We start from the raw sequence: 23,283 nt of genomic DNA on the forward strand, positions 1-23,283 counted from the left end.
ACCGAAGAAATGGGGCGTTGAAGATGTTGGATCCACACAGACCGGAAAGCGGAAAGATCAACAAAAGATCTGTAGTTGACTTAATTATGGATCAACTGCTTTCAGACATTACAAGTGGGGTATATCGGCCGGGGACAAAACTACCCAATGAATATGAACTGATTGAAAAAATGCAGGTCAGCCGGAATTCCCTGCGGGAAGCGATTAAAATTTTAACGGCGATGGGGATCGTAGAGATCCGGCGAGGCGATGGCACCTATGTTTGCTCACAGGTAAACCCATCCGTTTTTGACAATGTGGTGTACAGTATGATCTCTGGGGAAAGCACCAGCGCCGAAATGCTGGAGCTTCGCCAGATTTTAGATGATGCAACAGTAAGACTTGCGATCGAGAAGATTACGGAAGAAGAAATGCTGCGGCTGGAACAAAACATCCAGCAAATGCGTGTCGCCCTTGCTGAAGGAAAAACAGGTCTTGCCCAGGAATTGGATTTAAACTTCCATATGGTTTTGATCGAAAGCTGTAAGAATGTGTTTTTTATCCGTATTGCCAAAGGTGTGTATGGTATTTTTGAACGGTCGATCGGGCAGAATGTATGCTTAGAAAAATTAGATTCCAAAGCGCCGGTCTACCATCAACGGATATTAGAGTGTATCCGTGAAAAAGATTACCGCAGGGTCCATCAGGTAGTCGCGGATTCTTTAATTACTTGGAGAGAGCGTCTATAATAGGGGATTACACAGCAGTACGCTGTGTAATTCTCAAATACATACTACGTCCTATGTTTAAATATTCTTAGGAAAGAAGGGATTATATGGCACAAGACCATATTTCTTATTTGAAAGATCAGGCAAAAGCGATCCGCAAGACAGCCTTGACCATGATCTACAAAGCCCAGTCAGGACATCCGGGCGGTTCTTTTTCCGCCGCAGATATTTTGGCTGCATTATATTTTCACTTTTTAAAACTTGACCCGCAACAGCCCAAATGGCCGGACAGGGATCGTTTTGTTTTATCTAAAGGCCATGTATGCCCAGCGCTTTACTCTGCTTTGATTTTGAAAGGTTTTCTTCCAAAGGACAGCGTTTCAACCCTGCGCAGACAAGGCTCTTTGCTGCAGGGGCATCCCGATATGAAACGGTGCCCGGGGATCGATATTTCTACCGGTTCTTTGGGACAGGGATTTTCCTGCGCTGTGGGCATGGCCCTTGCAGCTAAACGGGACAACAAAGAATACATGACCTATACCCTGTTAGGCGACGGAGAATGCAATGAGGGGCAAATTTGGGAAGCAGCGCAAACTGCTAACAAATACAAACTGGATAACCTGATCGTCTTTGTGGATCACAACCGCCTGCAAAATGATGGGTTTACCGAGGACATCATGCCCTCTGCGGATATAGCAGAAAAATTCCATGCATTCGGCTTCCAGACAGTGAACATCAATGGCCACCATATGGAAGAGATCGTTTCGGCGGTTTCATTTATGCTTTCCCAGAAAAATGGGAAACCGAAATGCATAGTATGTGATACTGTAAAGGGAAAAGGTGTTTCCTTTATGGAAAATGTTGCGGTGTGGCATGGGATTGCCCCGGATGACGAACAGTACCGTCAAGCGATACGGGAATTGGAAGGAGGATTATTATGAGCGCAAAAGCGACCAGAGAAGCGCTGGGAGAAGAACTGCTTTCCCTTGGTTTAGAGAATCCGGATATATTTGTGATTGACTGCGATGTTTCCAAGTCCTGTAAAACGATCCCATTTTCCCAGCAGTGTGCAAATCAGCACATCAACGTCGGGATTTCGGAGCAGAACGCCGTAGGCATAGCGGCCGGGCTTGCCACAACGGGAAAGACCCCGTTTGTTGTGACCTATGCCGCCTTTGGCAGCATGCGAGCCTGTGAGCAAATCCGGCAGGAAGTGTGCTATCCTAAGCTGAACGTGAAAATCGCCTGCTCTCACGGCGGACTGACCCCAGCGAATGACGGGGCTTCACACCAGTGTATTGAGGATATGGGTATCATGCGTACACTGCCTAATATGACAGTCATCATGCCGGCGGACTATCACTCCGCACGGAAGCTGATTCGGGCGGCAGCGGATCATGACGGGCCGGTTTACCTGCGCTTTACCCGTGATGCGATTGAGGAAGTGTATGATGAAACCGCTTCTTTTGAGATCGGAAAAGCAAACCAACTGCGTGATGGGACTGACGTCGCGGTGATTGCGAACGGCGATACTGTGAACATTGCACGGAAAGCGGTCGATGAACTGGCCGAACAAGGGATTCACGCGCGTTTATTGGATATGCACACGATCAAGCCATTGGACCGAGAAGCTGTGCAAAAAGCCTTACGGGAATGCAAGACTGTGATCACCGTAGAGGACCACAATATTCTAAACGGCCTTGGTTCTGCGGTATGCGAGGTGGCGGCTGAACTTGGGGAGGGGAAAGTGAAAAGGATCGGCGTACAGGACCGGTTTGGAGAATCTGCACCGTATGAAGCATTGCTTGCGGCGAATGGGATTACTGCCAAACACATCTGTGAAACAGCCCGTTGCTTGCTTGGCCAGGAGGAAGATGCATGAAAATAGTTGTATTAGACGGATACACACTAAACCCAGGGGATTTGACCTGGGAACCGCTGGAGGCGCTTGGGGAAGTTACAGTTTATGATAGGACTCCGGCGGAGCAGGTTATAGAACGCATAGGGGAGGCTGCGGTGGTTTTTACCAACAAAACTCCTATTACTGAGCAGGTTATTGAAAAGACGAATTTGAAGTATATCGGCGTGCTTGCTACAGGATATAATGTGGTAGATGTTGCGGCGGCACAAAAAGCTGGAGTAACTGTAACGAATATCCCGACCTATGGCACCGATGCTGTTGCGCAATTTGCTATAGCGCTGCTGCTGGAAATGTGCCACCATGTGGGCGCCCATTCTGACGGGGTACGGAAAGGGGAATGGGCTGGCAGTAAGGACTGGTGTTACTGGAATTACCCATTGATTGAACTGGCGGGAAAAACCTTTGGGGTGATCGGCTTTGGAAAAATAGGCCAAGCTACAGGAAAAATCGCCTCCGCCTTAGGGATGCGGGTCATTTATTTTGACCAATACCCTGCCCCGGACTGCATGTTTGCACAACAGGTTACCTTAGAGGAGCTGCTTCGATCTGCCGATGTGATTTCCCTGCATTGTCCGTTGTTTGAATCAACAAAAGGGATCATCAACGCCCAAACGATTGCAAAGATGAAACAGGGGGTGTTTTTGCTGAATACCTCCCGCGGGCCGCTGGTCGTGGAGGCGGACGTGGTCGCAGCGCTTCGCTCCGGGAAGATAGCCGGGGCGGCAATGGATGTTGTTTCCACTGAGCCGATTCAGGAGGATAATCCGCTTCTTCAGGCTCCCAATTGCATTTTGACCCCTCATATCGCATGGGCGACCAAAGAAGCCAGGCTGCGATTGATGAATATCGCGGCTAAAAACCTGTCCGCCTATCAGCAGGGAAATCCCGTGAATACGGTAAACGCGTAAGCAGGGAGGACGCTATGGTAAAAAGAGAAGAGCAACAGCGCAGAAGAAAGCAGGCCGCCGAATTGATGCGGGAATCGGGCGTGGTATTTCAGGAAAGAGAGATAGAACGGATCGAAGTTGCCGATTTTGGACTGTCTGATTTAGCAACAGAAGGGGCGCAGATTTTTTCCCTGTTTGATACCAAACGGCTGGCGGCGCGGGTGATCGTTTTATTTCCATATCAGACAGAGCCGGAGCACTGGCATCAGTCGGTAGGGAAAATAGAGGGCAAAGAGGAAACTTTCCGTGTGATCTCAGGAAAGCTTCTGCTTTATACCGAGGGGGAGGATACGCTGAAAGAAGGAAGGATCCCGGAAAAAAGCCGGGAATACTATACCTGCCGGCATGAACAGGTTCTGTATCCCGGCGATACTGTGACGCTGGAGCCGGGACGAAAGCACTGGTTTCAGGCCGCAGAGGTTCCAACAGTGTTTTATTCGATGTCTACTACGGCGGTCGACGCCTGTGACCCATTTACCAATCCTAACATAAGGCGGGTCACTCAGGTCGTTGATTAGAAAGGAGCTGATGATATGGCGAAAACCAGTTATTCTATTAAAGGCGTAGATTTTTATATCAATGGTCAAAAGACCTACACAGAGCTTTCCAAAAGTGATCCGAAAGTACATGGCTTATTATTTAACGCCCGTTTTATCCAAGGTGTGTTCGAGGATAAAAACCCGCAAAATCGTGGGAAATATGACCGCTTTGGAAAAATATTTTCTGCTGACGACCATACGGACGCGTTGATACAAGCCCTGCCGTCATGGTATAAAAAAGGGATCCGTGCTATTACCGTGGGGCTTCAGGGCGGCGGCCCGATTTATACATATGAGGATTGGAGCGTTATTGACAGCGGCTGCTTTTCCAAAGACGGGAAAACGATAGATCCGGGTTATTGTGAACGCCTGACCCGTATTATTAAGGCCTGCGATGAATTGGGGATGCTGGTGATCGTAAGTATCCTTTATCAGGCACAGGCGCATTTGCTGGAGGACGGGGTTGCCCTGGGGGAAGCAGTAAAGACCGCCTGTACCTTTTTAAAAGGCCTCCCTTATTCCAATATCATCATTGAAGTTGCGAATGAGCAGGATGTCGGTGACTTTGAAAAGCATCCGCTTATTTCAAGCGGAGAAGGGATGGGGGCCCTGCTCCGTTTGACCAGAGAATGGTCAGGAGGGCGGTTCGCGGTTGGCAGCAGCGGTGGAGGCGGTTCATGGAAGCCGGAAATTGTTTCTAACAGCGACGTGATCCTGGTACATGGGAATGGATTGAGGCGGCGTGAGTACTATGATTTCATCCGCAGTATCCAAGCTTATGCTCCTGATAAACCAATTGTCTGCAATGAGGATTCCCAATGCTTCGGCCAGCTTTCAGTCAGCGAAGTGACCCATACCTCGTGGGGATATTACAACAATATGACCAAGCAGGAACCACCTGCTGACTGGTCGGTCACTGCGGGAGAGGACGATTTCTTCGCGCGCAGGCTGGAACAGATGATCTATGGCAGGGAAGAAGTGGAAAATGAATTTTATTTGCAGGGATTTGAGCCCGACTGCCATATAGACGGGCGCCGGTATATCAAACTGGCCAGCTTGTATCCGGAAAAGATCAACTATGTTGAATTTTACGAAAATGACCGTCTGCTGTATACCTCGTTTGATGAGCCGTTCATGCTTTATGCGCTCAATACCTTGGAGCAAAGGCCCTATCGGGTATCAAAAGATGCGCAGAGCTTTACCGCAGTTATTTACCTGCATTCCGGGCAGGTCGTTGAACGCAAAGTCACATTTGAATGATCATATTTAGAAAGAAGGAATAAACATGGAACGTAAATATTCTATCATCACTGGCTTTATGGGGAAAGTACAGGACCGCTTTATTGACTACCAACCGCCCCGTGATATTAAAGACATGATCGAGATGGCTTCCCGGGTCAAGGGATGCTCTGGACTGGAAGTCGTATATCCGCAGAACTTTACCGACCCGAAAGAAATTAAAAATATTTTAGACGCTTATGGGCTAGGGGTTTCAACTGTGAACCTCAACGTGAAGGGAGAAGAAAAATGGCGGTATGGCTCCTTCAGCAATCCAGATCCTAAAATCCGCAGAGAAGCTGTTGAAGCGTTAAAACGCGCGATGGATCATGCCGCGGCGTTGGATTGTTCTACTGTGACAACAGCGTTGTTAAACGATGGGGTGGATTACCCGTTTGAATTAAATTATTTGGATGCGTTCCAGTATACGCTGGAAGGTATTCGGGAAGCGGCGGAATACCGGAAAGATATTAAAATCAGCTTGGAATACAAGCAGTCGGAACCACGTATCCACTGCCTGCTGAATAATGCGGGGAAAATGGCTTATCTGGCGCAGATGACCAACCAAGAAAACGTGGGAGTCACATTGGATTTTGGACATGCGTTACAGGCGCTGGAGGTGCCGGCCGATTCCGCTTCTTTCCTTGGGCAAACGGGAAAGCTGTTCTATGTGCATATCAATGATAACTTCCGCAACTGGGACTGGGACATGGTGCCGGGCACAGTGAATTTGTGGGATTACATTGAATTTGCCTTGGCGCTGAAAAAGGTAGGATATAACGGCTGGATCACTGCTGATGTGTTCCCGCAGCGGCATGACCCAATCATGATTATGGAAAAAACCTTTGATTGGATGGACTATATTTTTGCGATCGCGGATAAAATCGACGAGGATAAACTGGCCCAAATGCAAAAAGAGCTGAAGACCTTTGAGATCATGGATTATATTCGCTCTTTATTGTAAACAAAGATGAGGAAGAACCATGAGATCAATTCAAATCCAAGAAGATTTTCCGTTTGCCGTGATACGGCTGAATACACCTGATGGCAAAAACCTGCTTACCATTCCATTGATGGAACAGCTGCAAACGATTCTTCATCGTTATGCGGAGGATGATCGCTGCAAAGCAGTTATTTTGGCCGGGAATTGCGATTATTTTTGTTTTGGCGGGGCTTTGGGAAACCGGTATGAACAACATTCAGAACAGATCCTGGAATTTGCCCGGTCTTTGACCAGCCTTCACAAGGCTTTAGTACAGTTTCCTAAAACGACCATTGCGGCAGTCAGCGGAAAAGTGGGCGGCGGCGGGGTCAGCTTGATAGATGCTTGTGACTTGGCAGTCGCCTCAGAAAATACGAGTTTTGAATTTCCGGAACTGTACAATGGAACGGCCCCCATGATTTCACTGATGGGGGTGCGAAACAGTCTTCCCAAGAAATTATGTTATGAAATGATGCTGGCAAAACCTCTTTTGGCGGACAGATTACTTGCGTTAGGCTTGGTCAACAAGATCGATGGTTCCGGTGATGTTATTGCCGCTGCCAAGAAATATTGGAAACAGATCCCCAATTATAGCTTACAGGCAATTTCACTCTGCAAGCAATATTATATAGCGACACAAGGGCTGGACTATTCTCAGCAGATGGAGATAGGGAAGCATTATCTAGTGTCTATGCTGAAAGGGAAATAGGGAAAATAAACCGGTCCTATGAGCGCATATCAATTACAAGCCCGGCGAAATATGGCTGATCTGCACTGCAAGACGTACTAAGGATTTTATATGAAAAAAGAGCTTCCCGTTGGGGCGGAGGCTCTTTTTTCATAGCCGATTTCTTTCGACTGGTATGGATGCCATTTTATTTATGGCTGTCCCTGAGAACGGATTGTTTTCTTCTGCCCGGGTTCACCTGTGAACGCCTTGTTTTTTTCCTTTGTATTCTGGATAGTAAAGGTTTTTGCACAAGCATGAAAAAGACGGGTCGCATTATAACTTATTTAGCTATAGAAGGATCGTATGTTGGATATATTGCGCTTGTAGATGATGAAGTCAAGGAATTACCGCATTTGATTTCACTCTCGAAACAGATGATGGCAACGATCAAGCTTAACTTGACATTTTCCATGTCGCTTAATTTCCTTGCAATTATTCTTGCGGTAACAGGGATCCTAAATCCTGTTATTGGTGCGCTTGCTCACAATGCCGGCTCTGTCCTTGTGATTATAAATTCAGCTTTGCTGTTAAAATGGAGGAAAAAATAATAGCTGTTAGAATAAAACTGATCCCAGCATTCCCATTATGGATTTCCTTAAAAGGAGACTGTTTCCGAAAATGATATATACCAATATTGCCGCAGATCACACATACAGCTAAAAATAGGTGATAAAGTTGAAAAAACGACAATCGATTGACAATAAATTGAAAAAGCCCTGTTAAGAAAGCAGATCTTACTGCTAACTCAACAGGGTTCTCTATTTTTTGCGAATCATTTCCTAGAACGATTTTCTTCTTACGCTTGATCGTGTGATATGTTTTTTTGTATATGCTCAAGAAATAACTCTGCGGCCTTGGTAAATACCTGATATTTTTTCCAAACAAGATATAAGCTGGCTTCAAGCAGCGGAGTCAAAGGTCTAAAGCAGAGATCGCTCCCTTTTGTATTGATGATCTTGTCAAGCGTTAAAGCATATCCGATGCCTTCATCAACTAAGATAGAACCGTTATACAGCAAACTATAGGTCGCTACGATATTAAGATCTATTTCATTCCGATTGAGCCATAAAGATAAAAAACTGCCCTCTCGATGCTGCCGGGAAAGAATCAGCGGCTTATCCCATAAATCCTCCGCACAGATAGCCTCTTTTTTTGCTAATGGCGCGTCGCGCCGCATTAAAACGCCCCAGATATCTTTTTGTGGGATTTTCAGATAGTTATATCTTGATAGATCCTTCGGATCAAAGAGAATACCGAAGTCGATCAGCCCTTTATCTAACTTTTCTGTAACATCGGTAGAATCACCGCTTGAGATATGGATACGAATACCCGGATGCTCCTGCTGTAGCTGCCGTGCAGATCTTGCAAGAAGACGGATAGCGTCTGTTTCACCGGCGCCGATATAAATGTCTCCAACCACGACCTCATCATTCAACGTGATTTCCTGTTCTGTTTTTTTAACCAGATCTATAATTTCTTCTGCCCGTTTACGCAGGATCATCCCTTCTTCAGTAAGGGTGATTTTCCGGTTTCCGCGAATGAATAGTTGTTTTCCAAATTCTTCTTCCAGGTCCTTGAGCTGCCGGGAAAGAGTTGGCTGGGAAAGATGCAAATATTCTGCCGCCCCTGAAATGCTCTGCTCCCGCGCGACGGCAAGAAAATATTGCAGTACCCGTAATTCCATATAGGCGCCCCCTTTTTGATTTTATTATAACACTCATTTAATATAGCTGTAAAGCATAGTTATATATTTAGTATAAGTATTTGTTATTGTTTGCGTTCTGTATTATACTAAAGTCAAGAAATAATAAGGATTTTGCGAGGGAAACGGAATGAAAAAATTTATTATTTTTTTATGCATCGCTCCATTATTGTTCTTGATGTACGGCTGTCATGGAAAAAATAGCCTAAAACAGGATCAGTTTTCTGAGGCAGAAAAAGGCAGGAAGACCCATTTTTCAAAAGAAAATACCGATAGTGAAAAGGAGAAACCAATAAAAATCCAGGTGCGGACCGGCGAATTGGTAATTGTGTATACGCTGAACAACAGCCAGGCTGCCAAAGACTTGTATGCCCAGCTTCCTTTGACCCTTGAAGTTCAAAATTTCGGCTCTAACGAAAAAATTTTTTATCCCCCAAAGGAATTGGACATCAGTAACACACCGCTGGCAAATGCCGAAAAAGGCAGTTTGTGTTACTATGCCCCTTGGGCAGATGTAGTTTTGTTTTACGGCCAGTTTCAGGCAAACAGCGACCTGTATACGTTGGGCGAGGTGGTTTCCGGTGAGGAGGATATTCAAAAATTGAGCGGGTCGATTACGGTTACAGCGATTGACTGATGGGACGTTTTATGAATACATGTGGTTTTAGGAAACGGTATATGGCAGTATTGGTTTCACTGTTTTATCTATTGACCTGTAGCTTGTTGGCACCTGTAACAGCGGGTCCGACGGTTGGCGCATTGGCGAAAAGCACTTGGCAGAGCACATCATTTTGGAGGATCAAAGTAATTTTTTCGGAGGAAATATGAAACTGATTGAAGATCAAACATTTGATATAGAACGGGCATTTTATGGTGAAAAAGACCTTTGCCTTAAAAATTGTTCCTTTGACGGTCCTGCAGACGGCGAAAGCGCTTTGAAAGAATGCAGTAATATTGAAATCGAAAATACTTTCTGCAATCTTCGCTACCCGTTTTGGCACGACCATCATTTAAAGATCCATCGCTCAGAGCTGACCGCACTTTGCCGTGCAGCTCTGTGGTACTCCGATCATTTGGAGATCATAAAAACAAAGCTGCACGGGATCAAAGCCTTGCGCGAATGCAGTGATGTTACAATGGCGGACTGCGACATTATCTCTGCTGAATTTGGTTGGTCAGTGCGGAATCTTAACATGCGGTGTTGTACCGCCGAAAGCGAATATTTTATGCTGCGCAGTGAAAATCTCTACCTGTCCGATGTACGGTTCCGAGGGAAATATTCCTTTCAATATACAAGGGATATTACGATTGAAAATTGTGTGCTTGATACCAAAGACGCATTTTGGCATGCAAGTAATGTCACGGTAAAGAACAGCACCATCAGGGGTGAATATCTTGCATGGTATTCCGACAGCCTGACTTTGGTCCACTGTAAAATTATTGGCACACAGCCTTTTTGCTACTGTAAAAATCTCCGGCTGATCGACTGTGAAATGGTGGATGCAGACCTGTGTTTTGAAAGATCTGAAGTTAACGCCACCATTACTACACCTGTGGTCAGCATCAAAAACCCATTATCCGGAACAATATATGCTCCGTCGGTCGGCGAGATCATTATGGACGACAAAAATGCAAAAGGGAAGGTATCATGTTCTGGAAAAACAAAAAACAAGCCCTGCGCTTAATCCAGAAAGAGGTATGATGATGTGTAAAAATATTTTAGTGATTTCAACAAGTCCTCGTAAAAACGGCAACTCTGAGCTTCTGGCTAACGAATTTGCTCGCGGCGCTTTGGAATCTGGCCATAAGGTAGAAAAGATCTCCCTTTATGACAAAGAGATCGGTTTCTGCAAAGGCTGCCTTGCCTGCCAAAAAACCTTGCGTTGCGTAATTCATGACGATGCAGACACTATCGCACAAAAAATGCGCGTTGCTGATACGATTGTATTTGCTACCCCGATTTATTACTACGAAATGTGCGGACAGATGAAAACGATGCTTGACCGCGGCAATCCCTTGTATTCTGCCGATTATTCGTTCCGGGAGGTTTATCTGCTCGCTGCTGCCGCTGAGGAGGAAGAAAGCACGATCGACGGCGCTGTTCACGGATTAAATGGTTGGCTGGCCTGTTTTCCTAAAGCACGTCTTGCCGGGACTGTCTTCGGAGGAGGGGTCAGTGATGCTGGCGAGATCAAAGGGCATGCCGCTTTACTGAAGGCATATGAAATGGGAAAGAGCGTTTGATGCCGAAGCTCTCCCTTTTCGGAGTAGGCAGTAAATAATAAAAATATACGGAACAAGCGGCTATCTAATAGGGAAAAGGATCGGCAAAGGAAGATTTCTGCGTAATTGAGGCGTATGGTGGTTTTGGGAAGATGATTCATAAAAACGCTGCGAGTAGGAGGAAAAGCATATGGCGGAAGCATCGGATACTTGGGGACTTCTGTATCAAAACTTAATAGATGCCGGTTGCGATCAGAAAACGGCAATACAGTGTATGTCCTTAATGGAGGGCGGAAAGAAATGCGATTTGCTGCGACTCCTTTCCTTGCATCGGGATACCTTACTGGACGCCTTACACGAGAATCAAAAGAGGATCGATTGTTTGGACTTTTTAATATATAAACTTGATAAGAGGTAAGAGGTGATTTGAATGAGAATATGGAGATCTGTATTAAGCTCCATTTGCATATTGGGCTTGTCCTTATTCTTTGCTGCTTGTGGGACAAACAGCCCGGTGCAAACGGGAAGCGGACGGTCATTAGAAAAAAATGACGGCTATTCAGAAGAAGCAGATACGATCGGCCAGGCAGGCAACGGCCCCAAAATTTTGGTTGCTTATTTTTCCTGTACTGGAAATACAAAAATGATAGCTGAATATACTGCGGAGATACTTCAAGCAGATTTATATGAAATCATCCCGGAAATTGCTTATACAGACGACGATTTGAATTACAGTAATGACAAAAGCCGCAGCAGTATCGAACAAAACGATATATCGGCCCGCCCTGTAATATCTGGCAGCGTAGAAAACATGGGGGATTATGATATAGTTTTTCTCGGTTATCCCATTTGGTGGGGAGAGGCTCCCAAAATAATGAATACTTTTTTAGAAAGCTACTCCTTTGAAGGAAAAACTATCATACCGTTTTGTACTTCCGGGAGCAGTGGTATTGGCTCAAGTGCAGAAAATTTGCATGCAGTAGTTTCCGATGAGGCTGAGTGGCTTTCGGGTACAAGATTCAGCGGCAATACCTCTAAAGAAAACGTTGCCGAGTGGATCCAGAGCATTGATATAGATATAAAATGAAGAGAGGAAAATAATTATGATGAATTTTGATTTTTATAATCCGACACACCTGCTGTTTGGCAGAGGAAAACTAAATGAACTGGGTCATCAGCTGTTGCCTGGCAAAAAGGCAATGGTATTGATCTCCAACGGAAACTCCACCAAAGCAAACGGGTCGTTATACCGTACCTTAGACCAGCTTGAGAAAGCCGGAGTGGAACACGCTGTATTTGATAAGATTATGGAAAACCCCGTAAAAGAGGTTATTATGGAAGGCGCGGCATTTGCCAAAGATAATGGCTGTGATTTCATTGTGGCTTTAGGTGGAGGCGCGGTATTGGACGCTTCTGTTGCTATCTCTGCTATGGCGACAAATCCCGGAGATTTATGGGATTATGTCTGTGGCGGAACAGGAAAAGGAAAACAGCTCGTCAATATGGGCTTACCTATTGTCACTATCGCCACAACTTCCGGAACCGGCTCAGAAATCAACTGCTGGGGCGTTATTTCTAACTTGGAAACCAATGAAAAAATTGGCTTCGGCGATCCACGGCTTGTTCCCGTTTTATCTATCGTCGATCCGGAACTTATGCTGACCGTCCCGCCAAAATACACTGCCTATCAAGGATTTGATGCACTGTTCCATAATACAGAAGTAATGATCAGCAACGGTATAAACATTATGAGTGAAACGCTGGCGTTATCCGCCATCGAGAATATAGCAAAATATTTGCCGATTGCTGTACGTGATGGTAAAAATCTGGAAGCCCGTGAGCGTGTTGCTTACGGAAGTACGGTAGCGGGAATGACCATGCAGCTTACCAGCACCACTGCCGAACATTCTATGGAGCACTCTATGAGCGCATATCATCACGATCTTCCTCACGGGGCAGGGCTTATTATGATCTCCCGTGCATTTTATGAGTTTTTTATTGAGAAGCACGCCTGCGATGGGCAGTTCATTAAAATGGCGAAAGCTATGGGGATAGAAGATGCTGACAAACCGGAGGATTTCATTACAGCCCTTGTCAAGTTGCAAGAGGATTGTGGCGTGGCAGATCTTCGTATGAGTGATTATGGGTTCAAGCCTGAGGAGTCGATGGCGCTTGCGAAAGGCGCACGGGCTATGCAAGGCGGCCTTTTCCTTGCCAATCCCTGCGAGATGACCGATGAGGATTGTGCTTTGATTTTTGATAAATCTTATCGCTGATCTGTTGTCATAATAAAAACAGCCTTCCATTTTGGAAGGCTGTTTTTGTATCTATGGCTGAAGCTCTCTGCAAACAGAAAAAAGAGTTTATTGTATTTTAAAAATATTTTTTACAGTATCCACAAATTGTTCAACATCAGCGGAAGGTTCCAGCGGATACAATAAGCCATACGGTATACTGTATTTCCAATTCACTGGAATCGTCACAAGCGCGGGGTGTACGTCCTTCCAGCATTCTAGCGTAAGCAGTACGTTTTTTGTTTCTGCGCAACGATTGAAAACAGAAATATCATAAAAATGCGGGGTGTCTTCAATATGAATTTGCGGATGGTTTCGTTTTAGGTCATTACGCAAAAAGTCATTGACCCCGGAATCCCCCTCTGCCACCATCATCATTGTCTCCCCGTATAAATCAGAAACCTCAAGGCGTTCTTTTTTTGCAAGGGGATGGTCTCTAGAAACTGCTATCATTTTTTTGTACCTCCCTAGCATCAGCATTTGGCATTTATCCAGCCACATTTTAGAGTCGCATACTCCTACTAAGAAATCAAATTTTTTTCCGAGCTGGGAAATTTCTGAGAGGATCCCTTCATGGTTATCCTCAAAGGGCACCAGATGGATTTTGTAGTTGGGAAAATCCCGGTTGGCCATATACCATAGATCCATAAACGGTTTAGCCGGATTTAATAGGGAGGTTCCAACGCAGAACGTAGAGCTTTCAACCTGCGTAAGCTTCCTCGCGTTTTCTATTGAGCGTTTCGAATATTCAAATAAAAAGCGGGCGTCTTTATAAATCACATCACCAGCCGGCGTAAGACGCACTCCCTGCGGTGTTCGCAGCAGTAATTTTAATCCTAGATGGTTTTCCAAGGTGTTGATTTGTTTCATAACTGCTGTAGGTGAAAGGAAAAGCCGTTCTGCTGCCTTTGTAAAGCTGCCGCAGTCCACAACGCAGACAAACACAGTAAGCTGAGGATTAAACATACCTTGCCTCCCCTTTTTTAGTATAAACTATAAGTTAATATAAGTTTAACTTATGGGAGATTCTCTGTCAAGGCAGTGTGGGATATAATAGAAGTGACAAGGGAAGGGGCGTTGGGACTTGGCTGATTTAATTGCTTATTTTTCTAGAAGGCATGAAAATTACGTGAGCGGTACGATTCAAAATTTAAATGTTGGTAATACAGAAGTTGCTGCTGGTATTATCCAAAGGTTGACGGGTGCTGATTTGTTTAAGATAGAGCCTTGGCAGGAATACTCGAAAAATTATAACGAATGTATTGCCCAGGCACAAGCTGACCAGAGGCGTGATGCACGGCCTGAATTAAAAGGATATCCGGCAGAGACCGGGCAATACAACAGGATTTATCTGGGGTATCCCAATTATTGGAGCACGATGCCGATGGCGGTTTTCACCTTTTTGGAGCATTTTGACTTTGCGGGAAAAATCATTTTGCCTTTCTGCACTCATGAGGGAAGCGGTTTGGGAAGCAGTATCAAAGATATAAAACGGCTCTGTCCCGATTCCATAGTAAAGAAAGGGTTAGAGATCCGTGGAGGGAATGTACAAAATTCCGAGGAGGAGATCCGCGACTGGATTTGGAAAAGCCAAAAATAAGTGGAGCTGTGATCGCTTAAGCGGGTATTGGAATAAAAGAAATGGAACACGGTAGAGCTTATGATACCGTGGAGAAACAGAGGCTATTATCAGGAGGTAAAGGATCATGACGAAAGAAGGATTCAGCGACGGTTCGATTTTCCCGATCGGGGAAGAAAATACGGCGTTTGGAAAATTTTTTATTGGACAGAGTTATCTGAATATGCTCACCACAGAAGGGGTAGCGATCGGAAATGTGACATTTGAACCAGGCTGCCGGAACAACTGGCATATCCATCACGCGAAAAGCGGAGGCGGGCAGATCCTGCTCTGTACTGCTGGACGCGGATATTATCAGGCGTGGGGAGAAAAAGTACGGGAACTGCATCCAGGCGATGTAGTGGTGATTCCCCCGGAGGTAAAGCACTGGCACGGGGCTGCTCCGGACAGTTGGTTTTCCCATCTGGCCGTTGAGGTCCCCGGTGAGGAAACAGGAAATGAATGGTGCGAACCGGTAGCCGATGTAGAATATAAGAAATTAAAGTAGCGGAAGGAGAATGCAACATGGCGGTAAAACAAACTGCGGGCAGAGATTCCCTTGGATCATTTGCGCCGAAATTTGCTGAGTTGAATGATGATGTGTTGTTTGGGGAAGTATGGAGCAGAGAGCAGGAGCTTTCCCTGCGCGACCGCAGTCTTGTGACTGTTGTAGCGCTGATGGCTCAGGGGCTGGTGGACTCCTCGTTCCGTTTCCATCTAGAAAATGCAAAGAAAAACGGGATCACTAAAGCCGAGATCGCGGAGGTCTTGACCCATGCCGCTTTCTATGCGGGTTGGCCCAAAGCATGGGCGGCGTTTTACATGGCAAAGGAAGTATGGGATGAGGGGCTGTAGACAAAAATATGAGAAAAGAAGTCTTATTATGGGTAGGCGCAGGCCAAATCGGAATGGCGATCGCCCGTAGAATAGGATATGATAAGAAGATCATTGTGGGTGATAAAAAACTGGAAAATACCCAAAAAACGACTGAAGTCATGAAAGGCGCAGGCTTTGGTGTAACACCGGTAGAAATGGATCTATGCGGAAGGACAGAAGTATGGCGCTGTCACAATGCTGATAAATGCAGCAGGAGTGGTTCCCATTGAGGCGATTTTGAAGGTTGATCTCTATGGGACTGCCGTGCTGCTAGAGGAGGCAGGAAAGGTCATTGCTCCCGGCGGTGTGGAGATAATCATTTCCAGCCAGTCCGGGCATCGTATGCCAGCTTTGACAGAAAAAGAGGATGAGCAGCTTGCCTGTACCCCCTGTGAATAACTGCTGGCGTTAGAGCTTTTACGGCCGGAAAATATCAGGGATACCCTCCATGCCTATCAGCTGGCGAAGCGATGTAATGAGAGGCGTGTTATGGCAGAGGCGGTCAAATGGAGTGCAAAGGTGGCGCGTATTCTCCTGGGATCGTTGTGACGCCGCTTGCTATTGATGAATTTAATGGACCCCGCGGAGATTTTTATAAGAATATGTTTGAAAATTGCCCGGCGGGCCGTCCCGGAACGGCGGATGAAATCGCAAATGTAGCAGAATTGCTTATGAGTGACAAGGGTGCGTTTATTATCGGTGCAGATTTCCTGGTCGACGGCGGCATGACGGCCAGCTATTTCTACGGCCCGCTGAAACCAAATGCACATATATAACTTTGCGAGACGAAGGAGAAAAGAAATGGGGAAGAAGGCTATGAAAAAGCAAAGGATCTTTTAGCGCTGCTCACTGATATAGCAGAAGAAAAGCATGTTGCGATGGGACAAATTTCTCTTGCCTGGATGCTCTGCAAAAAGCCTTATATTGTAGCGGTCCCCGGCTCCGGAAAACCGGAACGGCTGCGGGAAAATTTTGAGGCGGGAAATATTATTCTGGCTCCGGAGGAGATCTCGATGATCGACTCCAAGCTGGAAACCATGCAGTTTGAGGTTTTTGGCGGCCATAGTGCCAAGTGAAACAAACGGTTTGCTGGTAAACGAAAATTCTTATGGAGCAGGCTGACCTTACAATATGCCGGCTATGCTCGCTTTCATGGCGAGGTCTTAGGAAAATGGTTTTTATCCTGCTGTATCTCTAAGTGATTGACAAAAGCACTGGAATACAATATGATTGTGGTAGATAAAGTTCCGTAAGGGAATATTTGAATGGGAAAAGGAGATGTTGTGTTTATGGAAAAGGAATTGCTGCAGTTTATGAAAGAAAAAACACAGGAACTAGTCCAGTCGCCAACATGCTGCGCAGAATTAAAGGAAGTGGCCGCGACTTGGCTTGAAGCGGTCGGAACAGAAAACGAAGCGGCAGAAACAGAAAAGTATATGAACGAACTAAAAGCGGATATTATGCCGATCGATCAGTTGATCGGTTTTGCGGGTTCTGAAACAGGGGAGGAGTATTTTGGACAAGATGCTGCCCAAAATATTAAAGCTCACGCAGAAGAGATCAAGGCAAATGGCTCCTGCTATTGTGATTGTCCGGCATGCGCAGCGGCAGAAGCGATCTTGAAAAAGCTGGCTGCATTATAAAAAACAGAAGATCAATTTTAGAGAAAAAGACTGTCCCAATACGGGACAGTCTTTTTTCTTAGACTTCTTTTTTACAAAAATAGCGAGGCAGCCCTTGGCTGTGCTTTCCATATTCGATCGCTTCTGTTGGACAACGGCAGATACAGGCCATACAGTGCGTGCAGTGATTTCCCCATATAGGTCTTCCGTTATTCATACGAATATTATGAAGCGGACATACGTTGGAGCACTTTCCGCAGGATATACAATCATCCGTCGCGTAAAATTTTTTTGCATGAACCGTTGTTGGATAGAAAAAATCATTTACTATGCCACTGATTATTTTATCTTTGAAAGAAATATTGGCTTGAGGAAATAAGCTTCCTCTTTTAATATGAGCTGCAGCTTGATCGATTACGCTTTCCGCCCGTTCAATAATCTGTAATGCGGTTTCTTCATTCGGCGTAGAAAATAACGCAATGTAATTTTCCGGCATGATAATCCCCATACACCCATGATAGCTCATTTTCTTTTTGAGACAAAGCTTTTCCAGATATTTGCCTGCATTTCCAATATTTTCGCCGCAGGTCATCACAAAATAAATATTCTTGTTTCCGTTAAGTGCTGTCTGCTCCAGCCATTTCTCTATCAAACGAGGGATTCTCCATGCATAGGTGGGAACAACGACCACCCAAGCGCTTTCCGAATACATTTCTGAAATATCATTGTTTCGGATTTTTTCAAAAAGATTGATCACAGTATCGTTTGTTTCTTTGCCGATTCGCTTTGCCACATATTCGCTGTTTCCTGTTCCTGAAAAATATAGAATCATCAAAATACCCTCCTATTCTTCAAATATTATACGAAACGTGCAGTTAAAAAACAAGCATCACTTAACCAACCTTCTGTAAACTTTTTTTCTTAGTTTATGAAAGGCTTTCTTTTTGATACCTTTGTTTTAGAATGACATGAGAGAAATCATTTATCAAAAATATTTTTACAAAGTTGATTGTGGCAGGATTTGTGATACAATAGAATCAAATGAAGCGGCGGGCGCGGACAACAAGGAAGATATGCTCAAGAAAAGACTGGGTATTAGTATGGGGTATATCTGCGGCGAAACAAACTGTATAGAAAAAGGGCACGGCCCCCTTTATGTTGTTTTGGCCTAGGCTGATCTGGCTATAAAAATTTGAAGTGAAAGGAAAAACGCTATGAAACAACTTTGTTCCCGTCAAGTACACCTTGACTTCCACACCTCAGAAAATATCCCGGGGATCGGGGCGCGGTTTGATCCGCAAGACTTTGCAAACACAGTGAAAGAAGCCCATGTCAACTCTATGACTGTATTTGCACGCTGCCATCACGGCTGGCTTTATTACCCGTCGGAACGATTTCCGGAACTTGTTCATCCACATCTTGAATATAAAAACCTTTTGCTCGACCAGGTAAGGGCTTTGCATAAAAAGGGGATCAACGCCCCGGTATATATTACGGTGCAGTGGGATTATCACTCTGCCAGCACACATCCGGAATGGCTGATCCGTAAAAAAGACGGTTCTCATGAAGGCGGCCCATTCACCGAGCCGGGTTTTTATCAGTCGCTTTGTGTGAATACCAGCTATTGGGAATTTTTAAAAGCGCATACGGCCGAAGTCTGTGAATTGCTGGGTGATGAGCTGGATGGTATTTTCTTTGATATTGTTGGGATCCGTCCTTGCTGGTGCGCTTCCTGCCGCGCTGAAATGAAGAAGCTGGGGATAGTGATTATTTCACGCCAAGGGATCCGGGTCTGAGCTTTGCTCAGACCCACTGATTTTTCTCTCAGACCCAGCAATACGCTTTTGGGATCCACCGGTGTGTTTTTTACCTTTTATGCTTGGCACAGTATTCCCTCATATTGGTGCTGCCAGTTTCAATCCAGAAGGCTGTGTATGCGTAACGGTCTACAATCGCTTCTGCCCGTACTCCTTCGCCCAGACGTTTCACCCAGTCATCCTTGCGGTATTGTGTACAGAAGATGGTAGAGGTTGTATCCGAGCGCCTTTCCATAAGTTCAAACAGGAAGTAGAGTTCCGCATCCGATATGTCAGACACCAGCCACTCATCCAGTATCAGGAGAGGTATCCGGCTGTAACGTTCAAGCAGCTTCCTTTGATTCCCGGCAACTACGGTGGAGTCCCCATACTCCATTAGCAGATCAGGCAGCCTGACATACCGTACCCTGACATGGTTCAGGCAGGCTTCTTTTCCCAGGGCACAGGCCAGGTAGGTCTTCCCTGAACCGGTAAATCCCTGGAGGATGATGCTCTGGTGCAAACCGATGTACTGGCCACTGAACAGGTTCTCAATGAGCTCCCTGTTTAATCCGCGGCTGGCATAGATGACTCCCTGCCGGTTTGCCTGCGGAAAACGGAGCTTTGCTGACTTGATCAGCCGCTGTATCTTCCCATTGTATTTCTCCTGGTAAATGTAGTCCACCAGCCGCTGCATCCTTTCATCGAAGGGCAGGGCTATTGTCGCAGGATCCGCCTGCTGTACCTCCAGCCCTTTGATTGCCTCGCCCAGATTAATTTCACGCAGCTTGCGCCTGGTCTCTTCATTGATCATCTCTGCCACCTCCGTAATAGCTGCTTCCCCTCAGGTATCCCATCTGGGAATGGTCCTTTGCATTTGCTTTTTTGCGCTCTACGTAAATCTCATCTTGATTGGATGCAAGGATCGAATTAAGATGGTGGTAACGGGGCTTTTTAATCCCGCTGGTGATGGCAAACTCACAGGCAGCTTCCAGGCGCGCTTCGGAGTATTTGTTGCTCAGTCTCAGGACGGCCAGCGCAGGGTTATAGCCCTGTTCTTTTATGGGAACCCCCTCAAAGATACGGTCAATCGCCTGTACCGTATAATCGCCGATGGATCGTGCCCAGTTTTTGATCCGGATATCATCCCATGGGGAAAACTTGAACTTATCCGGCATATCTTCCGGATGGGTGGAATACTGGTTCCTCCGGCCAGCCGGGAAGCGGTTATGCGTGGCTATGCGAGCAGAACCGCTGTAGATCTCCACGGTGCTGTCCGTAACCTTTAGGTCAACACTCTTCCTGGCGTACTGGTAAGGACAAGAGTACCGGTTATACTCAAAGACGACATGGTAGTCGATGTTTACCTTCCTGCCATAGACCCACGTGGCGATCTCATAAGGGACAGACGGCAGTGGATGCAGGAACGGCTTCTCATCCAGGTAAGCGTCATAGCGGCTCCCTTCACGTTTCTGGAAACTATCGTGGTTGAAGCCGTAGAGCTTTTTTGCAACGGCAGCTTTCAGATCCTCAAAGCTGTAAAAAGTCTCGTTCCTCAGCCGTGCGATGATCGCTGTTGCAATCTTCCCCACTGTGCCTTCCACGGAAGCTTTCTGTTTGGGTTTACAGATGCCTGCCGGCATGATGGCTGTCTGGTAGTGGCTGCCCAGGGCTTCATAATCCGCAGTCAGGACAACTTCCCCTTCTCTGGGATGGGATACAACGCCCGTCTTCAGGTTATCGCAGACAAGACGCGTGGCAACCCCGCCGAAGAACCCATACATGTGGATGTGGGCGCGGATAAAGCTGTCCATCTTCATGTCCCGGCAGGGTTCCACGTAGGAGTACTGGCTGTAGGGCAGTGTCCCTACAAACAGGTATACGGTTACGATCTCCCCTGTGGAAGTGTCGACATAGGTCATGGTAGGCCCTGACCAATCTACCTCCACAGCAACGCCGGGCTTATGTTCCAGGTGGTTCGTAAGCTTGTTTACAATCGTGTATTCGCTGTAGCCCTGGCAGTATTTCGTATATCCCATGGGAATGTTGCCAGACGCCCTGCATTTGTCCTGGTATTCCTGCCAAAGGAGCTTCAGCGTCACGCCCGTACGTTTCAGTTCCTGATGGACATACTCGTAATCCGGCTTGTCATACAAGCTTTCCAGGGCAAACTTGTCCGGATAAAACTTGCGGTAAACCGTATCCTCATCCATCTGGGCGATGTCCTCATAGGATATGCCCATCCTGTCAGCGATGTGGAACACATCACCGACAGAGTTCTTTGAAATGTGCCTGCTGGCGGCGATTGCATTCCGCCCCATCCCGGCACTGCGAAGCTCCAGTATCAGCTTCACGTTAATCTTTTTGGCCATGTTTTCGGCCTCCTTTCATAGAATCGGAGACTATTTCTCCAATAAAGATTCTACAAAAGAATAGCTGAAGTAAAAACCTGGCCTCTCGGCATCGGGGCGGATCTATTGCATGAACTGATCAATGGTGGATCACTTATGTGTACTGGTGGATCTCAAAAGCGTATCGATGGCCCTCATAGCGTGAAATATTCAGATAGACGCCGCTGACGATATGGCGGTCCGCAGATTTGCAAAATTCGTGATGGATCGTTTTAAAAGGGAAATGAGCGAAGTCGTGCATAAATACAAAAAAGATTGTACGATCTTCTATAATGCAGGACATATTGGCCCTTGCACCAAAGAAAGCAGGGACGCATATTCTCATTTTGAACTGGAAAGCCTGGCGTCCGGCGCGTGGGGGTATTTGCATTTTCCAATTACCGCACGCTATGCCCGGACATTAGGGAAAGACTGCATGGGGATGACCGGAAAATTCCACACCGAATGGGGCGATTTCCATAGCTTGAAAAATCTTGCTGCATTGGAGTTTGAATGTTTCCGCATGTTGAGCTATGGCTTTGCGGCTTCGATTGGAGACCAGCTGGAACCAAACGGAACGCTTGGAAAGGCCGCTTATCGTTTGATCGGAAATGTATTTGGGCAAATGGAAGAACGGGAAGAGTGGGCAAGGCCGTCTAAGGCGCTTGTAGAAGCGGCGGTTTTGACTAATGAAGATCCAAATTACGAACAGCAGCTATCTGACAGCCTGATGGGGGCTTCACAGATGTTGGAAGAACTGGCGATCCAGTTTGATGTGATCGATTCAGAGATGGATTTTTCTGCCTACCCTTTGTTGTTTTTGCTGGATGATTTTGTGGTTACAGAATCTGTCCGAAAGAAATTAGACGGTTACGTGAAACAAGGCGGCAGGATCATTGCCTGCGCAAAGGGCGGTTTATCTGAGGAAAATAAGTATCCGTCCTGTTTTGGCACAGAATACTGCGGAGAAACTGAACAATATCCGGATTTCATCGTTACAGCTGGAGCGCTTGCGGCTGGGTTGGAGCCGGAGAATGAATATGTGATCTATCAGCAGGGCGTATCTTTAGACCCAACTGCGGGTAAAACGATCTTGACCGCCCGTGCGCCATACTTTAAACGGGAGGGAGACCGTTTCTGCTCGCACAGATATACGCCTTCTGCAAAAGGGGCGGCATATCCTGCGGCGGTGAAAAACGGAAATGTAATTTTATTTAGCCATCCTCTGTTTGGGCAGTATCGAAGCAATGCTCCGTTCTGGTGCAAAAAGCTGGTTTCTAACGCGATCGACTGCTTACTGCCCACGCGCTTGGTTCGTCATAACGGTCCGTCTACCATGACGGTTAGCCTATTAGATCAGGAGGACAAAGGCCGCGCGGCTGTTCATATTTTATCTTACATTCCAGTAAGGAAGAGCGCGACTATTGACATTGTTGAAGAGAGAACGGTTTTGCATAACGTGACATTAAAATTAGAACTGCCAAAGGCGTTTTCGTCGGCCAGGCTTGTTCCGGAAAATATTCCGCTGCCCATGGAGAACGGAAGCGTTACAATTCCAGAGATCAATGGCTATGCGATCGTAGAATTGTCATGATCCTGAGAGAGTTACGACGCAATTTAGGTATTATATCAATAGCCCCCGGCTTATGCCGGGGGCT

24 protein-coding genes and 3 pseudogenes are annotated in these 23,283 nt (G+C 46.1%); 22 read left to right on the plus strand and 5 right to left on the minus strand.

The features are described from left to right. Positions 1–23 precede the first annotated feature (23 nt). The 9 genes and pseudogenes from CIB36_RS02775 to CIB36_RS02815 all read left to right on the plus strand — a co-directional run. Positions 24–728 (plus strand): FadR/GntR family transcriptional regulator, encoded by a 705-nt coding sequence (locus CIB36_RS02775; protein WP_093988091.1) that lies wholly within the window; start codon positions 24–26, stop codon positions 726–728. Positions 729–814: 86 nt separating this feature from the next. Beyond that, positions 815–1,648, plus strand: coding sequence for a transketolase (locus CIB36_RS02780; protein WP_093988092.1), 834 nt, complete (start codon positions 815–817; stop codon positions 1,646–1,648). Then, on the plus strand, positions 1,645–2,589 hold the full coding sequence (locus tag CIB36_RS02785) for a transketolase family protein (RefSeq protein ID WP_093988093.1): 945 nt from the start codon (positions 1,645–1,647) through the stop codon (positions 2,587–2,589). Before CIB36_RS02780 ends, CIB36_RS02785 begins: the two co-directional genes overlap by 4 nt. Further along, positions 2,586–3,536 (plus strand): D-2-hydroxyacid dehydrogenase, encoded by a 951-nt coding sequence (locus CIB36_RS02790; protein ID WP_093988094.1) that lies wholly within the window; start codon positions 2,586–2,588, stop codon positions 3,534–3,536. The genes CIB36_RS02785 and CIB36_RS02790 overlap by 4 nt, the downstream gene beginning before the upstream one ends. A 14-nt stretch (positions 3,537–3,550) precedes the next feature. Then, positions 3,551–4,093, plus strand: a complete 543-nt coding sequence (locus tag CIB36_RS02795) for a cupin domain-containing protein (RefSeq protein ID WP_093988095.1) — start codon at positions 3,551–3,553, stop codon at positions 4,091–4,093. A 15-nt stretch (positions 4,094–4,108) separates the two neighbouring features. Continuing rightward, positions 4,109–5,374 carry a hypothetical protein gene (locus CIB36_RS02800; RefSeq protein ID WP_093988096.1) on the plus strand — a complete coding sequence of 422 codons (1,266 nt, stop codon included), beginning with the start codon at positions 4,109–4,111 and terminating at the stop codon, positions 5,372–5,374. 25 nt (positions 5,375–5,399) lie between these two features. Further along, positions 5,400–6,356 carry a sugar phosphate isomerase/epimerase family protein gene (locus tag CIB36_RS02805; RefSeq protein ID WP_093988097.1) on the plus strand — a complete coding sequence of 319 codons (957 nt, stop codon included), beginning with the start codon at positions 5,400–5,402 and terminating at the stop codon, positions 6,354–6,356. A gap of 19 nt (positions 6,357–6,375) precedes the next feature. Beyond that, a complete protein-coding gene (locus tag CIB36_RS02810) occupies positions 6,376–7,083 on the plus strand; it encodes an enoyl-CoA hydratase/isomerase family protein (RefSeq protein ID WP_093988098.1) in 708 nt (235 codons plus the stop codon). Between the two features lie 335 nt (positions 7,084–7,418). Beyond that, positions 7,419–7,652 (plus strand): annotated as a pseudogene (locus tag CIB36_RS02815) (heavy metal translocating P-type ATPase); the annotation flags it as partial. A 248-nt stretch (positions 7,653–7,900) separates the two neighbouring features. Here the strand turns inward: CIB36_RS02815 and CIB36_RS02820 are convergent. After that, a complete protein-coding gene (locus CIB36_RS02820; protein ID WP_093988099.1) occupies positions 7,901–8,788 on the minus strand; it encodes a LysR family transcriptional regulator in 888 nt (295 codons plus the stop codon). A gap of 148 nt (positions 8,789–8,936) precedes the next feature. On the opposite strand from CIB36_RS02820, the gene CIB36_RS02825 reads away from it, so the two are divergent. From CIB36_RS02825 to CIB36_RS02850, 5 genes are all read left to right on the plus strand, one after another. Further along, positions 8,937–9,443 carry a cyclophilin-like fold protein gene (locus tag CIB36_RS02825; protein ID WP_229408169.1) on the plus strand — a complete coding sequence of 169 codons (507 nt, stop codon included), beginning with the start codon at positions 8,937–8,939 and terminating at the stop codon, positions 9,441–9,443. A 187-nt stretch (positions 9,444–9,630) separates the two neighbouring features. After that, complete coding sequence (locus tag CIB36_RS02830) at positions 9,631–10,491, plus strand: DUF3737 family protein (RefSeq protein ID WP_093988100.1); 861 nt, start codon at positions 9,631–9,633, stop codon at positions 10,489–10,491. Between the two features lie 19 nt (positions 10,492–10,510). Beyond that, entirely contained in the window at positions 10,511–11,050 is a 540-nt protein-coding gene (locus CIB36_RS02835) for a flavodoxin family protein (RefSeq protein WP_093988101.1), read from the plus strand. A gap of 409 nt (positions 11,051–11,459) precedes the next feature. Further along, a complete protein-coding gene (locus CIB36_RS02845) occupies positions 11,460–12,116 on the plus strand; it encodes a flavodoxin (RefSeq protein WP_093988103.1) in 657 nt (218 codons plus the stop codon). A 19-nt stretch (positions 12,117–12,135) separates the two neighbouring features. Then, positions 12,136–13,305, plus strand: coding sequence for an iron-containing alcohol dehydrogenase (locus CIB36_RS02850; RefSeq protein ID WP_203226439.1), 1,170 nt, complete (start codon positions 12,136–12,138; stop codon positions 13,303–13,305). 87 nt (positions 13,306–13,392) lie between these two features. Here the strand turns inward: CIB36_RS02850 and CIB36_RS02855 are convergent, their stop codons facing one another. Further along, entirely contained in the window at positions 13,393–14,289 is an 897-nt protein-coding gene (locus CIB36_RS02855) for a LysR family transcriptional regulator (protein WP_093988105.1), read from the minus strand. Between the two features lie 118 nt (positions 14,290–14,407). Between CIB36_RS02855 and CIB36_RS02860 the strand changes: the two genes are divergently transcribed. The 6 genes and pseudogenes from CIB36_RS02860 to CIB36_RS02885 all read left to right on the plus strand — a co-directional run bounded on the left by CIB36_RS02860 (position 14,408) and on the right by CIB36_RS02885 (position 17,460). Beyond that, a complete protein-coding gene (locus CIB36_RS02860) occupies positions 14,408–14,923 on the plus strand; it encodes a flavodoxin (RefSeq protein WP_093988106.1) in 516 nt (171 codons plus the stop codon). Between the two features lie 106 nt (positions 14,924–15,029). Beyond that, positions 15,030–15,449 (plus strand): cupin domain-containing protein, encoded by a 420-nt coding sequence (locus tag CIB36_RS02865; RefSeq protein ID WP_093988107.1) that lies wholly within the window; start codon positions 15,030–15,032, stop codon positions 15,447–15,449. 17 nt (positions 15,450–15,466) lie between these two features. Next, entirely contained in the window at positions 15,467–15,796 is a 330-nt protein-coding gene (locus CIB36_RS02870) for a carboxymuconolactone decarboxylase family protein (protein ID WP_093988108.1), read from the plus strand. Positions 15,797–15,804: 8 nt separating this feature from the next. Then, a pseudogene (locus tag CIB36_RS02875) lies at positions 15,805–16,593 on the plus strand (SDR family oxidoreductase). Positions 16,594–16,623: 30 nt separating this feature from the next. Continuing rightward, positions 16,624–16,893 (plus strand): annotated as a pseudogene (locus CIB36_RS02880) (aldo/keto reductase); the annotation flags it as partial. A gap of 213 nt (positions 16,894–17,106) precedes the next feature. Continuing rightward, entirely contained in the window at positions 17,107–17,460 is a 354-nt protein-coding gene (locus CIB36_RS02885) for a molecular chaperone Hsp90 (protein WP_093988955.1), read from the plus strand. Between the two features lie 58 nt (positions 17,461–17,518). Here the strand turns inward: CIB36_RS02885 and CIB36_RS02890 are convergent, their stop codons facing one another. Beyond that, complete coding sequence (locus CIB36_RS02890) at positions 17,519–18,271, minus strand: EFR1 family ferrodoxin (protein WP_093988110.1); 753 nt, start codon at positions 18,269–18,271, stop codon at positions 17,519–17,521. Positions 18,272–18,653: 382 nt separating this feature from the next. On the opposite strand from CIB36_RS02890, the gene CIB36_RS02900 reads away from it, so the two are divergent. After that, entirely contained in the window at positions 18,654–19,235 is a 582-nt protein-coding gene (locus tag CIB36_RS02900) for an alpha-amylase family protein (RefSeq protein ID WP_093988112.1), read from the plus strand. Positions 19,236–19,305: 70 nt separating this feature from the next. Here the strand turns inward: CIB36_RS02900 and CIB36_RS02905 are convergent, their stop codons facing one another. Together CIB36_RS02905 and istA are read right to left on the minus strand one after the other, a co-directional pair. Beyond that, positions 19,306–20,049 (minus strand): ATP-binding protein, encoded by a 744-nt coding sequence (locus CIB36_RS02905; protein ID WP_093987802.1) that lies wholly within the window; start codon positions 20,047–20,049, stop codon positions 19,306–19,308. Further along, positions 20,039–21,607 carry an IS21 family transposase gene (gene istA / locus CIB36_RS02910; RefSeq protein WP_093987658.1) on the minus strand — a complete coding sequence of 523 codons (1,569 nt, stop codon included), beginning with the start codon at positions 21,605–21,607 and terminating at the stop codon, positions 20,039–20,041. Before istA ends, CIB36_RS02905 begins: the two co-directional genes overlap by 11 nt. A 241-nt stretch (positions 21,608–21,848) precedes the next feature. Between istA and CIB36_RS02915 the strand changes: the two genes are divergently transcribed. After that, positions 21,849–23,219 carry a beta-galactosidase trimerization domain-containing protein gene (locus tag CIB36_RS02915; RefSeq protein ID WP_158662560.1) on the plus strand — a complete coding sequence of 457 codons (1,371 nt, stop codon included), beginning with the start codon at positions 21,849–21,851 and terminating at the stop codon, positions 23,217–23,219. Positions 23,220–23,283: the final 64 nt, after the last annotated feature.

The sequence above is a fragment of the Massiliimalia timonensis genome, assembly GCF_900186585.1.
Taxonomy (GTDB): Bacteria; Bacillota; Clostridia; order Oscillospirales; family Ruminococcaceae; genus Massiliimalia; species Massiliimalia timonensis.